Source organism: Erythrobacter sp. MTPC3 (assembly GCF_042854385.1).
Lineage (GTDB): Bacteria > Pseudomonadota > Alphaproteobacteria > Sphingomonadales > Sphingomonadaceae > Erythrobacter.
The window spans coordinates 196605-209409 of record NZ_BTGP01000002.1 but is presented as its reverse complement, the minus strand read 5'-3'; the positions used below and the strand labels follow the sequence as shown (position 1 = coordinate 209409).

Sequence of the window (12805 nt, the reverse complement as noted above, 5' to 3'; positions counted from 1 at the left end):
GGGATAGAATGGTGCGAGTCAAGATGCATCGCGCAAAACAAGTGGTGCATGCTGAAACGTTTTCAGGGCGGTATCGCTCAGCATGGCAAGGGGAAATGCGGGTTTATGGGGTGCGCTCACATTTGACCACGCGGTAAGCGGGACGACCGCGGCAAGAGACATCGGCTTCGCATTATCCAGAAAATCCAGTTTTGCGAATCGCTTCACCCGCGCGGCCGGCCGCGAGGGCACAACCCACGGGGCCATATCATCAGCGCGCAGCCACAGCGCGCCTGCGTGCGGCACAGAATTGGTCATCGCGTAAAATTCACGGGCGCGCTGCTGCGACATGCCCATTTCGACATAGTAATCGAGGTAGAGGCGATTTTCCGGCGCGTCGGGCGCAAAATCTTCCGGCTCTCGCCCGCGCTCGTCGATCCATGAATGCACCGCAAATTGCGCGCCCGGCTCCATCGTTTGCGTTTTTCCGGCGAGGAACAGTTCCACCGCGCCAGAACGGACCGATCCCCTGTTGGGCACGTGCGTCCGCAATCCAGCGGCGCGGATTGCGCGGCCAATCGCGAGATTGGCGATATCGTTGCTAGTCCCGGGAGCTTCGATCAGTTCAAGCACTTCCAATTCGGGAAAGTCACGCATCATCGCGGCGAAAAATGCGGGCGACCGGCCGCCGGTCGACCCGACAAGCTGCGCGCGCGCTTCATCGACAACCGTGAAAGGTCCGTACCGGGCAATTGCCGATGGATCAGGCGGACGCGCATGAACCGGCTGCGTGTTCGTTGAAGAGGCGACCACGCGGCCGCCATATATGCGGGTGGTGATGGTCGTTACACTGGTTAGGCCGTGCGCGCCGCTGCCCGTGTTTGCGCCCATCTGCGAAATTGTATCTGCAGCTGTATCCTCGACGCGGACCCAGCGGCGCGTGGCCGGGTCCCACTCCTCGACCCATGTCTCGGTCGAAACGATCCGCGCGCCCGAATGCACCTGCGCGGCAACGCTTGCAGGGGCAAGCAACAGTTGGAGCACAACAAACAGAGCGGCGAGGTTTTTCACCCTCTGGCAAATATGCCCCGGGCACTTGAGAATTCGCCAAGATTTATCCTTGCAGTTTCCTTTAGAAATTACGCCTAATCGCTCGACAAGGGCTGCTTAACGCTTCAATATCTGTGACTTAGAAGCGGGGATTGGCGGGGAACACCCTTGGTAGCGTTGGTAAAAACTGTGGCCTATCTGGGCCTCGATGCGCGGCGCGTAGAGGTGCAATGTCAGGTCGCATCAGGGCTGCCGCGGTTCTCGATCGTGGGCCTGCCCGATAAAGCGGTGAGCGAAAGCCGCGAACGGGTGCAGGCGGCGCTTTCCGCAATGGGATTGGCGCTGCCGCCCAAACGGATCACAATCAACCTGTCGCCTGCCGACCTGCCCAAGGACGGATCGCATTACGACCTGCCCATCGCGCTTGCCCTGCTCGCCGCAATGGGGGTGACCGATGCTGAGCAGCTGGAAGACTGGATCGCAGTCGGGGAGCTGGCGCTGGATGGCCGCATTGTCGCCAGCCCCGGCGTGCTGATCGCGGCGCTTCATGCGAGCGAGGCGGATGCCGGACTGATATGTCCTGCCGGTCAGGGATCGGAGGCAAAATGGGCGAGCGGCGTGCCGGTGCTTGCCCCGCGCAGCCTTTCCGATCTGCTCGCGCATCTGAAAGGCTCAAAGCTGTTGGACGAGCCTGCACGCGGCGACGTTGCCGAACCGCCAGCCGTCACGGACCTCAAACAGGTGAAAGGTCAGGAAACCGCCAAACGCGCATTGGAAATCGCCGCCGCCGGAGGGCACAATTTGCTGATGGTCGGGCCTCCGGGATCGGGCAAGAGCCTGATGGCGAGCTGCCTGCCCGGCATCCTCCCGCCGCTCGATCCGACCGAGGCGCTGGAGGTGTCGATGGTGCAATCGGTCGCCGGAATGCTGGATGCGGGCCGGATCAGCCGCGCGCGTCCATTCAGGGCGCCGCATCATTCCGCGAGCATGGCCGCGATGACGGGCGGCGGACTGAAAGTGCGCCCCGGCGAAGTCAGCCTCGCGCATCTTGGGGTGCTGTTTCTGGATGAGCTGCCCGAATTCCAACGGTCGGTGCTCGATTCGCTGCGTCAGCCGCTGGAAACCGGCAAAGTCGATGTGGCGCGGGCGAACGCGCATGTCAGTTTTCCGGCGAATGTACAGTTGATCGCGGCGATGAATCCGTGCCGCTGCGGCCATGCGGGGGAGCCAGGCCACACCTGCGCGCGCGGGCCGCGCTGTGCGGGCGAATATCAGGCGAGGCTTTCCGGCCCACTGCTCGACCGCATCGACCTGCATGTCGAAGTTGCCGCCGTCAGCGCGATGGACCTGGCCCTGCCGCCCCCGGCAGAAGGAAGCGCGGATGTCGCCCGCCGCGTGGCCGCCGCTCGCGCGCTGCAGTCGCAGCGCGGCGTGAGGTCCAACGCCGAACTGGACGGAGAAAAATTGGAGCAATTCGCCGCCCCGGACGATGCTGGCAAGCATCTGCTGATGCAGGCTGCCGAGAAATTGCGGCTCTCCGCGCGCAGCTATACCCGCATGTTACGGGTCGCCCGGACCATCGCCGATCTGGCAGGATCTGACGAAGTGGGCCGCGTGCATATTGCAGAGGCGCTGTCTTACAGGCAGACGGTGGGAACGCGGTAATTGCGGAGCTGAATTTTTTTGCAGCCCACAATTGGATCGCAATCGTGCTGCACCGGAAATTTCATGTTCAGAGCCGCCCCAATCCCGCCCGATGAGGCTCGCCGCGAGCAGGGGCGTTTGCAACGGGTGTTGCAGAAATTTCGCTCAGAAAATTCCCGCACCCGCGCGGTCAGCATGGGCATCGCGCTCTTGCTGGAGGCGGTTATTATCGGGCTGCTTTTCCTGATCGGTTTGAGCACGCGGGAAGAAACCGACATGGCCGAAAGCGTGGCCGTATTTCAGGCGTCGGACTTTACCGATAATTCGCCAGAGCCGCAGAGCGCGCCTGAGGAAAGCGCCGAACCCGTAAGCCAGCCGGTGATCCAGCCCGCCGAGCAGGAGCCGGCGCCACGGCCCGAAGTGCCCAGCGAACCTGCCCTGCCTGCGCCCCGGCCTCTGACCAATATCCCGGTGCCCGCCCCTTCGATTGCACCGCCAGCCGAGCCCCAGCCACCTGCCGATCCTCCTCCAATGCAGGGCCCGCCGCGCAATTACGGGCCAGTCGATACCGGCCCGCAGGGCGGCTATGAAAGCCAGCGTGTCGGCACAGCGTCCAATGGACAGCCGCTTTACGCAGCGCAATGGTATCGGGAGCCGACCGATCAGGAACTTGCCGGATACCTTTCGACGGCCAGCGGGCCGGGCTCTGCATTGATCGCGTGCCGGACTGTCCCGAATTACTATGTCGAGGATTGCGAGCTTGTCGGGGAAAGCCCGCAGGGGTCGCAAATCGGCCGTGCGGTTCTGGCGGCGGCTTGGCAATTTCGGGTCAGGCCCGCCCGCATCGGTGGACGATCGCAAGTCGGATCATGGGTGCGGATCAGGATCGATTATATTCGCAGGCCAGCACGGCGATAAGCGTTCAGGCGCTCGCAAATTCGCGGATCACATTGCAGAATTCTGCCCCGTAGGTGTCCAGTTTTTTCGCGCCGATCCCCTGGATTGATCCCATCGCGCCCAGCGTCTCAGGCTTTTCATTCGCCATCGCGCGCAGCACGCTGTCATGGAAGATGATATAGGCGGGGATGCCGTTGGCGCTGGCCAGTTCCTTGCGCTTTTCGCGCAGCGCATCGAACAGCGGGTCGCCCACCGGATTCGCCTCCTGCCCACCACGCCCTGCGCGCTGACGCCGCGCCTTTTTCGGCGGCTCTCCGATCATCACGGCCCGTTCGCCGCGAAGCACTGGCAGCGCGCCCTCACCAAGCGCGAGACCGCCGTGATCGGTGGTGACCAGCATTTCGTGCGCCATCAGGTGCCGCATCACCGGCCTTAATAAAGGGGCGTCCTGATCATCAAGGATGCCGAAAACGGATAATTTGTCATGTCCCCGCTGGGTCACGCGGTCATCATCGCGTCCCAGCAGCACCTTTTCGATATGACCGATGCCGTAGCTTTGGCCGGTGCGGTACACTGCGCTGAGCAGTTTCCGCGAAGTCTCGGTGACGTCGATCACGCTGGGCGGGTTTTCGCAATTGTCGCAATTGCCGCAGTTTGGCGGCGGCGTCTCTCCGAAATGACGCAGCAGGATAGCGCGCCTGCATCCCGCCGCTTCGACCAGTCCGGCGAGTGCATTCAGCCGGGCCCGCTCATTCGCCATGCGGTCTTCCTCGACATCGCCCAGCCACTGGCGCGCCTTGGCAAAATCATTCGCGCTCCAGAACAATTGCGCCGCGGCGGGATCGCCGTCACGGCCTGCGCGGCCTGTTTCCTGGTAATACGCCTCAAGCGATTTGGGCAGACCGGCATGGATGACAAAGCGGACGTCGGGCTTATCAATGCCCATGCCGAACGCGATTGTCGCGACCATCACCATATCATCGGATCGCACGAATTCCGCCTGAACGGCTGCGCGCTGCTCTGGCGGGAGGCCCGCGTGATACGCGCCGACGCTGCGACCCGTCGCCGCGATCTTGTCTGCCAACTCCTCAACACCCCTACGGCTTTGGGCGTAAATGATGCCCGGGCCGGAATTGCGGGCGAGAAAATCGGCGATCTGCTTTGCCCCGCCCGCCTTGGGAGAGATCGCATAGCGGATATTCGGGCGGTCAAACCCCGCAACGATCAGGCCATCATCGGGAATGCCGAGCTGGACCAGAATATCCTTGCGCGTGGTTTCATCCGCAGTCGCTGTCAGCGCCAGGCGCGGGACCTGCGGAAACTGATCGAGCAGCGGCCTGAGCTGGCGGTAATCGGGCCGAAAGTCATGCCCCCATTCAGAAACGCAATGCGCCTCATCAATCGCAAACAGCGAGATATCGGCGGCGTCCAGTAATGAACGAAACGAAGAGGTATTCGCGCGTTCAGGGGCCACATACAGCAGATCGAGATCGCCCTGACGCAGACGCTGCGCGGTGGCGACGTTGTCGTGATCGGCAGAGGTCATCGACGCGGCCGAAATGCCCACTGCACCAGCCGCCCTGATCTGGTCGTGCATCAACGCGATCAGGGGGGAGACGACGATGGCGGTTCCGCGCCGGGCCATGGCAGGCAATTGATAGCACAGCGATTTGCCAGCGCCCGTAGGCATCAGAGCGCAGGTGTGCTCGCCCGCCATGATGCGGTTCACGACCGATTCCTGTTTCCCGCGAAAACCGCTGAAACCGAAAGTCGTGCGCAGAATATCGTCGAGGTCTGTGCCCGCGGCGGTACTCATCGGATTGAAAGCCCTGCTTAGGTGTTTGAAAGTCAGCCGGGGCTAGCGTGTCCGGCCTCTCGCCACCAGTCCGCATAGGACGAGTTATGCACCAGCTTGCGATTTTCGTCTGGCGCGCCGTCATCCCACCAAACCGGACCGCGTTCGCCCAGCGCAACCTTCGCAGCGTGAACTTTAACGCGGGCGGCTTTTTCGTCCGGCGTGCTGGCTGCACGCTTTGCCGCGCCGACAGCGCGGCGCGCGTCCATCAGTTGGTTGACGATTTGCTGGCGCTCGCTTTCGTCAAGCGCCGGGTTCGATGCCCGCCACAGCTGGCCGCGGACGATGATATACCGGCCGTCGGGTGTGCGCAGCGGCGCCTGTGCCTTATCAGCCAGCGGCGGCTCGTTTGGCGGTATCGAGGTTCACGACATCGCCCGCGCCCAGACCCGCGCCCGAACTGGCCATGGAGCCATCTGCCCGTTTGCCCAGATCTTCGCGTTTCACCAGCCACAGGTCTTCGTGTGAGAGAATGCGTCCGTCATGCGCAAGGATCGACACAGGGCCGATTGGGAGGCGGTCCTGTTCATCGACGAGGACCGGATTTTCGACCATTTCAGCGCCGTATTTCTGGCCCCATTGGCGCAAGGCCAGCATCGCGGGCAGGAGGTCAAATCCCTTTTCAGTGAGTCGATATTCGATTTTCCGGCGGTCATCGCTGCACGGTTCACGTTTAAGGATGCCGTTCTCAACCAACTTGGCGAGGCGGTTTGAAAGGATGTTGCGGGCAATGCCGAGCTCGCTCAGGAACTCTTCGAAATGCTTCAGCCCGTTGAAGCTCGCGCGCAGGATCATGAAAGACCAGCGTTCGCCCATCACTTCCAAGGCCTGCGGCAGACCGCATTCGATCAATTCGCGAAGTGGTTCTCTCATATCGCCCATATCAGTCCTTTCCCTGCAACCTATCTAGCGCGTTTCGCGGCAATCGCAAAATCGGCTGGAATCCCAACCGATTCAGCCAGCAACATGGGATGTAAGCACTGCGAATTTTTTAGTTGCAAGAAGAAACCTAATCGCATAGGTGGTGATTCGCAACCAGTTTCAATCTAAAACGTTGCATTGCACAATTTTGTTTCATCCCCTTGTTAAAAAGGTTTGCGAAGATGTCCCTCCCCCTCATCCGTAACATCCGTCTTCCCGTTCTTGCACTCGCTCTTGGCGTGACTGGCGCAGGCTTTGGCGCGGCAATCACGCCCGCACCTGCTGCTGCGCAAGACGGCCCGTATTACGTCGCCACTCTTGCAGAGACCGCTACCGATACGCGTCCGGTTGCCGCCGGTGTCGCATGGGTCTGCAAAGGTACGACCTGTGTCGCAAACAAAGGTCCGTCGCGCCCGCTGCGCATCTGCCGCGGCCTTGCCCGTGAATTTGGCGAGATCACCAGCTTCACCGCAAAGGGCAAAGTGCTGGCGGACGACGAATTGGCAAAGTGCAACGGTAACTGAGGCGCACGCGTCACATACTTTACGCGGCCAATCCCCCGCGTTTTGCTGCCCGGTATCTCTCCACGCCGGGCGCACACTAAACGCCCCGGTGCAGCCGTCCCCCAACAGGCTGCGCCGGGGTATTTTTATGGATCACAGAAAGCCCGAGGACGTCAGCTGCGCTTCGAGAGAGGCGGCGTCGGTGAACAGATGCGCATCCCAGCCGCGTGATCGCGCTGCCTCGATATTGGCAGGATTATCATCGGTGAAAAACAGATCACCGCCCGCCCGCCCGCTGCGGCGCTCCGTGATTTCATAGATGCGCGGCTCCGGCTTGGCGACCTTCTCGGCGCCCGACACCACGATGTCTTCAAACAGGTCAAAGATCGGATGCACAGCGCGAAACTGCGCGAACAGTTCATCACCGAAATTGGTGAGGCAATAAAGCGGCACCCCTGCATCGTGCAGTCGGCGGACAATCGCATGAACCCCCGCGACCGGCACGTCGGCGGTTTCATTGAAGCGTGCTGCATACGCCGCGATCAAAAGGTTGTGATCGGGAAACCGGGCGATGCGCGCGGGCAGCATCTCGCCAAGGGTGACGCCCCGGTCATGCTGAAAATGCCATTCTTCGGTGACGACGTTTGACAGAAACCAGTCGAGTTCCTGGCGATCGGATATCAGTTTTTCAAACAACGAACGCAGCTGCCATTCAAACAAGACGCGCCCCACATCGAAGACAACCGCTTTGTCATGCCCGCTCATATTCTGTCTGCCCCGCTATCGCCTGAAGCCACAAACAGCGGCGGCCCGCTCTCCGGTAAGGAGGCGGGCCGCTGCGGTTTGCCGGTCGCCCGAAAGGACGACCTGCCAATCATGCCAGATTAACCCTGACGGGCTTTGAAACGGCGATTGGTCTTGTTGATGACATAGGTCCGGCCGCGGCGACGGATCACGCGGCAGTCACGGTGGCGGTTTTTCAGCGACTTGAGGCTGTTGCGAACTTTCATGATCTTTTCCCGAAAATAATGCTGGCATCGCAAATGGTGTTCGGACGCCGGAAATTCAAGCCGCGCGCCTAAGCGGCGAATCAGGCGAAGTCAATCATCTTCCCTGATTTGCGTGAGTTTTCGCTCCCACGAAAGTGCATGGTCGATGATAACATCCAGATCATCAAATCGCGGCTTCCAAGGGAGCTGTTTGCGGATGAGCGAGGGATCGGCCACCAGCGATCCCGGATCGCCCGCCCTGCGCCCCTCGATCCGGCGTTCGATCTGGAGATTGGTCACACGGTCTACGGCATCCAGCACCTCCAGCACCGAAAAGCCCCGGCCATAGCCGCAGTTCATCGTCAATGACCGGTCAGGCTGATCGATCAGCGCCTCCAGCGCCAGCACATGCGCCGCTGCCAGATCGCTAACGTGGATATAGTCGCGAACGCCGGTGCCATCGGGGGTGTCATAATCGGTGCCAAACACGGCCACGCTGTCACGCTTACCCAAAGCGGCCTCGACCGCGACCTTGATCAGGTGCGTCGCGCCCGCCGTCGATTGCCCGGAGCGGGCCTGCGGATCGGCCCCTGCAACGTTGAAATATCGCAGCGCGCAATAATTCAGCCCATGCACTGCCGCTGTGTCGGACAGCATTTGTTCGGTCATCAATTTCGACCAGCCATACGGGTTGATCGGCACGCGCGCCGATCCTTCCGTCACAGGCGAGGTTTCGGGCATCCCGTACGTTGCTGCTGTCGATGAAAAGATGAAATGCGGCACGCCCGCCTTCACCGTGCTGTCTATCAACGCGCGGCTTTTGACGGTGTTGTTGTGATAATATTTGAGCGGGTCTTCGACGCTTTCGGGGACGATGATCGAGCCTGCAAAATGCATGACCGCGCCGATTTGCTGCTCGGCAAAAATCCTCGCCAGCAAATCCGCATCCTCGATATCGCCTTCATACAGCGGCACATCATCGGGGACCGCAAACCGGAACCCTGTCGTCAGGTTGTCGATTACCGCCACGTCCCAGCCATTGTCTTTGAGCGCCAGCACAGCGTGACTGCCGATGTAACCGGCCCCGCCGGTCACCAGCACCGATGGCTTTCGGGTTGTATTCATATGAAGTCCTTACCGATGCACACGCCGCAGATGTACGGAACCGCGATGCTTAGCGGGACGTACTGAAATTGGAAGTATGTCCGATTAGCCATGATCGCTTAAAAAGCGGTAAGCCGATATTGCCGATATAAGGATCGCACCATGTTTATCACCCGCATCTCTCGCACCCGTTTCGCTGCGGCCGCGCTGCTTTTTTGCCCTGTGCTGGGCGCATGCACCAGCGCCTATACCGGGCCGGTTGAGGTCACGCGCTTTGTCGCTGAAAATCCTCTTGGACTGGGATCGGGCATGATCGTCCTTGAATTCCCCGAAGAGATGTCGAGTGCGAATGCGCAGGCTGCGTTTGCCACTGCGGTCGGAGCCGAGCTGGAACGGCTGGGTTACACACTAAGCGATGGAGCCGCTGCGGTATCGCAGACCGCCACCATCCGCACCCAGCGCACCGCGATTGAGGGGTCGGGATCAGACAGCCCCGTCACCGTAGGCGGCGGCGCATCCACGGGCACATTCGGCTCAGGCGTGGGCCTGGGTGTCGGCATCAATCTGGGCGGAGGGCGCAACGGACCTGAAATCACCAGCCAGCTGGAGGTGAGAATAAGGGCGGCTGACGGCGAAACCCTGTGGGAGGGGCGCGCGCAGCTGCCCACTTCGATCAAATCACCCTATTCCGAACTGGATGCCAGCGCCCGCACCTTGGCTGCGGCCCTGTTTCAGGATTTTCCGGGTGGCAATGGCGAAACGGTCCAAGTATCGGTCGATGAAATCGAAAGGACCCCATGACCTCAATCTTCATCGACACCGCCTTTGACAGCGGGAATATCGAAACACTTTCAGCAGACGGTACATCGGCTCGGCTCGCCATCCGGCGCGATCACAATTCCGATTTTGCACAATGGTTCCACTTTCGCGTGACCGGCGCAGCAGGCGAAGAAATTGAGCTGAAAATCACCGGCCTCAATGACAGTGCCTATCCTGGCGGCTGGCCCGATTACGACGCCTGTGTGTCGGAAGACCGCGAATACTGGGCGAGAGCGGATAGCTCTTTTGACAAGGCGGAGGAGAACGGAACGCTGACGATCCGGTATACTCCGGCATCCGGCACCGCATGGTTTGCCTATTTTGCGCCCTATTCGATCGAACGCCATCACGATCTGGTGGCCGAGGCTGCGGCGTGTGAAGGTGTTGAACTGACCCGCCTTACCTCAACGCTGGACGGTCAGCCGCTCGACCTGTTGCAAATGGGTGACGGCGATCGGCAGGTGTGGCTTTACGCGCGACAGCATCCCGGCGAAACGCAGGCGGAATGGTGGATGGAAGGCGCGTTGGAATGCCTCACTGATCCGGCTGATCCTGTTGCGCGCGGGCTACGCAAGCATTGTCGGTTGCACATCGTGCCGAATTGCAACCCGGACGGGTCGCGGCGCGGGCATCTGCGCACCAACGCCGCCGGCACCAACCTGAACCGCGAATGGTCAGAGCCCAGCGCCGACAAATCGCCCGAAGTTCTCGCGATCCGGGCAAAGATGGACGAAACCGGTGTCGATTTTGCGATGGATGTTCACGGTGACGAAGCAATCCCTGCGGTGTTCCTCGCCGGATTTGAAGGCATCCCTAGCTGGACCGACGACCACGGCGAGCAATTCTACCGCTATCAGCGGATGCTCGACCGCCGCACACCCGATTTCCAAACCAAGCTAGGCTATCCCAAAACGCCCGCTGGCAAAGCCAATCTGGGCATCAGCACCAATCAGGTTGCCGAACGATACAGCGCATGCGCCATGACGCTGGAGATGCCTTACAAAGATCTGGCCGATTTCCCAGAACCGGAACAGGGCTGGTCCCCTGAGCGGTGCAAGCTGCTGGCGCGGGACTGTCTTGCCGCGCTGCTCGAATGGATCGAAACCGAAAGCGAGTAACGCTCCGGCGACCCCAAAACCTGAGAATATGTGCCGCGCGCGAATGTGTGTTACCTTCCTGCAGACACCGTAAGAGGGGATTACAGATGAAAACGCGCAGCCTTGAGCTCAATCGGCGGCTGCTACTCGGCAGTTTCGGCATGGCGGGTGCGATCGCACTGATGCCATCGGCGGCGCGGGCGCAGGGATTGGGCCTATCCTCTATTCTGGGTCAGGCGACTGACAGCGCGCTTGATAAGCTGTCCCGGCCCGGCGCGTTTTACGGTGACGAAGACATTCGCATTGCCCTGCCAATCGTCGGCGATGTCGGCGGCGGCCTGCTGGGTTCGGTCCTGAACGCTGGCAGCAGGCTAGGCGTGCTTGGCGATGTCACGCGCTCCATCAACGATGCAGCGGGGATCGCGGCGGGGGAGGCAAAGCCTATTTTCCGCGATGCCATTGACGACCTTTCTTTCAGCGATGCGCCCGGCATTATCGGCGAAAGCGATGGCGGCACGCAGTATCTGCGCCAATCGTCAAACGACCGCCTGCATTCGCGGCTGGAGCCGCTGATTGATGGCGCGCTTGAAAAACTGGGTGTCTATACGGCGTTTGATGGGCTGGCGGAAAACCACAGCTTCATCCGCCGTGCTGGACTTGACCGGCAAAGCATTAATCGGTCCGTCACCGATCAGGGGCTGGACGGAATCTTCGCCTATATCGGCGCGGAGGAGCAGGGTTTTCGCAAGAACCCGCTAAAAGGGCTTGGCAGCCTGCTGGGCAATTAATCCAGATGCGCGGGGCCGAATGCGTGCGGCAACAGCGCCGATAGCGTCACTTCGCGTACTTCGCTGGTGCCGACGCACAGCACCACCGGATCCGTTCCGCCCAGCTGCGCGAGTTCATTGAGAACTTGGCGGCACCGCCCGCACGGAGTGATCGGCTCGCCGTCGCCCTTGTCCGCAGGCCCGGTAACCGCAACTGCGATCAGCCCGCCGCGCCTGCCCTCACCCAGAGCTTGGGCAATCGCCACGGTTTCAGCACACAGGGCGAGGCCATAGCTCGCATTTTCGACATTGGTGCCGGTAATGATCGCGCCATCATCAAACAGCAGGGCCGCACCAACCTGATAATCGGAATAGGGCGCATAGGCATGTTTGGCCGCCGTGCGCGCAGCATCGATCAGATCGGACCGCGCATATTTACTGAGCATCATTTCTGCACCACCGTCCATTCAATCGGTTCCGGCGAGGCTTCGCTCACCAAGTGACTGTTGGCACTCCATAGCAGCCATGGCCGCCCGGCATAGTCCGGCCGCGCGCGGTCACGCATCAGCCACAGATCGCGCCCCAGATTGCGAGCGGTCGCGTGGCGTTCCTGAAATCCCTCGGCCAGTTTCAGGATCGCCGGTTTGCCAGAGTGCATCTCAATCTGGTTGACCAATGTCAGCAATTCGCTCTCCACCGCTGCATCGCTGACCGAAGGATCGCAGCCATCGGCAATTTCGGCCAAAGCGACGGCCGGCGGCAGCAGATCATCGCTGCGCGGCACCATACGCGTGAACCGGGCGCTTTGCGGGTCGGCGCGCAGGCACGGGTCAAAAGGGTAAATGACGCCGACCTTCAGGCCGGATGTGAGGGCCGCGTTCAGCCGCGCGGCAAACCCCGGATCGGGCGCACCGCCAACCGGCGCAAGCTCCAGATAGACAAAGTCCCCGCCAAGGGCTTTCAGCGTTTCAAACCGCGTTCCCGATGCGCCGCTGGCGATAACCGCGCCCTGTTCGGGATAAAGCTGCGTATCGGGACGCCATTCGCGCATGTCCCACCAGAGCCACGCCGCGAACGCCAATGCGGTAAGCGCAAGCAGCGCGACAGTTCGGAACAGCCAGCGCCCAGCGCCCGCTTTTCTGCGGCGCGAGGATTTCGCGTTTCGGGACCGTGCCATTGC

The 12805-nt window shown here is 61.2% G+C and carries 15 protein-coding genes; 6 read left to right on the top strand and 9 right to left on the bottom strand.

The features are described 5' to 3' along the window. Nucleotides 1–18: 18 nt before the first annotated feature. On the bottom strand, nt 19–1050 hold the full coding sequence (locus ACGHU1_RS03720) for an alpha/beta hydrolase (RefSeq protein WP_390583583.1): 1032 nt from the start codon (nt 1048–1050) through the stop codon (nt 19–21). 147 nt (nt 1051–1197) lie between these two features. Here ACGHU1_RS03720 and ACGHU1_RS03715 point away from each other — a divergent pair, with 147 nt between their 5' ends. Beyond that, a complete protein-coding gene (locus tag ACGHU1_RS03715; RefSeq protein WP_390583581.1) occupies nt 1198–2694 on the top strand; it encodes a YifB family Mg chelatase-like AAA ATPase in 1497 nt (498 codons plus the stop codon). A gap of 63 nt (nt 2695–2757) precedes the next feature. Beyond that, nucleotides 2758–3591 carry a hypothetical protein gene (locus ACGHU1_RS03710; RefSeq protein WP_390583579.1) on the top strand — a complete coding sequence of 278 codons (834 nt, stop codon included), beginning with the start codon at nt 2758–2760 and terminating at the stop codon, nt 3589–3591. Between the two features lie 4 nt (nt 3592–3595). On the opposite strand, the gene recQ is transcribed toward ACGHU1_RS03710, so the two are convergent. The 3 genes from recQ to ACGHU1_RS03695 all read right to left on the bottom strand — a co-directional run bounded on the left by recQ (nt 3596) and on the right by ACGHU1_RS03695 (nt 6307). Further along, entirely contained in the window at nt 3596–5386 is a 1791-nt protein-coding gene (gene recQ, locus ACGHU1_RS03705) for a DNA helicase RecQ (protein ID WP_390583577.1), read from the bottom strand. Between the two features lie 32 nt (nt 5387–5418). Further along, nucleotides 5419–5634, bottom strand: a complete 216-nt coding sequence (locus ACGHU1_RS03700; RefSeq protein WP_390583575.1) for a hypothetical protein — start codon at nt 5632–5634, stop codon at nt 5419–5421. 121 nt (nt 5635–5755) lie between these two features. Further along, entirely contained in the window at nt 5756–6307 is a 552-nt protein-coding gene (locus tag ACGHU1_RS03695) for a winged helix-turn-helix transcriptional regulator (protein WP_390583573.1), read from the bottom strand. A gap of 221 nt (nt 6308–6528) precedes the next feature. Between ACGHU1_RS03695 and ACGHU1_RS03690 the strand changes: the two genes are divergently transcribed. After that, nucleotides 6529–6870 (top strand): hypothetical protein, encoded by a 342-nt coding sequence (locus ACGHU1_RS03690; protein WP_390583571.1) that lies wholly within the window; start codon nt 6529–6531, stop codon nt 6868–6870. 132 nt (nt 6871–7002) lie between these two features. Here the strand turns inward: ACGHU1_RS03690 and ACGHU1_RS03685 are convergent, their stop codons facing one another. The 3 genes from ACGHU1_RS03685 to galE all read right to left on the bottom strand — a co-directional run bounded on the left by ACGHU1_RS03685 (nt 7003) and on the right by galE (nt 8963). Continuing rightward, entirely contained in the window at nt 7003–7614 is a 612-nt protein-coding gene (locus tag ACGHU1_RS03685) for an HAD family hydrolase (protein ID WP_390583569.1), read from the bottom strand. A 119-nt stretch (nt 7615–7733) separates the two neighbouring features. Continuing rightward, the gene (gene ykgO / locus ACGHU1_RS03680) at nt 7734–7859 is read right to left on the bottom strand and encodes a type B 50S ribosomal protein L36 (RefSeq protein ID WP_011415100.1); all 126 of its coding nucleotides are present in this window, start codon (nt 7857–7859) and stop codon (nt 7734–7736) included. Between the two features lie 90 nt (nt 7860–7949). Beyond that, nucleotides 7950–8963 (bottom strand): UDP-glucose 4-epimerase GalE, encoded by a 1014-nt coding sequence (gene galE, locus ACGHU1_RS03675; protein ID WP_390583568.1) that lies wholly within the window; start codon nt 8961–8963, stop codon nt 7950–7952. 141 nt (nt 8964–9104) lie between these two features. Here galE and ACGHU1_RS03670 point away from each other — a divergent pair, with 141 nt between their 5' ends. The 3 genes from ACGHU1_RS03670 to ACGHU1_RS03660 all read left to right on the top strand — a co-directional run bounded on the left by ACGHU1_RS03670 (nt 9105) and on the right by ACGHU1_RS03660 (nt 11646). After that, nucleotides 9105–9743: a hypothetical protein gene (locus ACGHU1_RS03670; protein WP_390583566.1), complete on the top strand. Its 639-nt coding sequence runs from the start codon at nt 9105–9107 to the stop codon at nt 9741–9743. After that, entirely contained in the window at nt 9740–10879 is a 1140-nt protein-coding gene (locus tag ACGHU1_RS03665) for a M14-type cytosolic carboxypeptidase (RefSeq protein ID WP_390583564.1), read from the top strand. Before ACGHU1_RS03670 ends, ACGHU1_RS03665 begins: the two co-directional genes overlap by 4 nt. Nucleotides 10880–10965: 86 nt before the next feature. Continuing rightward, nucleotides 10966–11646 carry a DUF4197 domain-containing protein gene (locus tag ACGHU1_RS03660; RefSeq protein WP_390583562.1) on the top strand — a complete coding sequence of 227 codons (681 nt, stop codon included), beginning with the start codon at nt 10966–10968 and terminating at the stop codon, nt 11644–11646. Here ACGHU1_RS03660 and ACGHU1_RS03655 read toward each other — a convergent pair. Then, a complete protein-coding gene (locus tag ACGHU1_RS03655; protein ID WP_390583560.1) occupies nt 11643–12074 on the bottom strand; it encodes a cytidine deaminase in 432 nt (143 codons plus the stop codon). The two genes, ACGHU1_RS03660 and ACGHU1_RS03655, sit on opposite strands and share 4 nt — an antisense overlap. Then, nucleotides 12071–12802, bottom strand: coding sequence for a glycoside hydrolase family 25 protein (locus ACGHU1_RS03650; protein ID WP_390583558.1), 732 nt, complete (start codon nt 12800–12802; stop codon nt 12071–12073). Before ACGHU1_RS03650 ends, ACGHU1_RS03655 begins: the two co-directional genes overlap by 4 nt. Nucleotides 12803–12805: the final 3 nt, after the last annotated feature.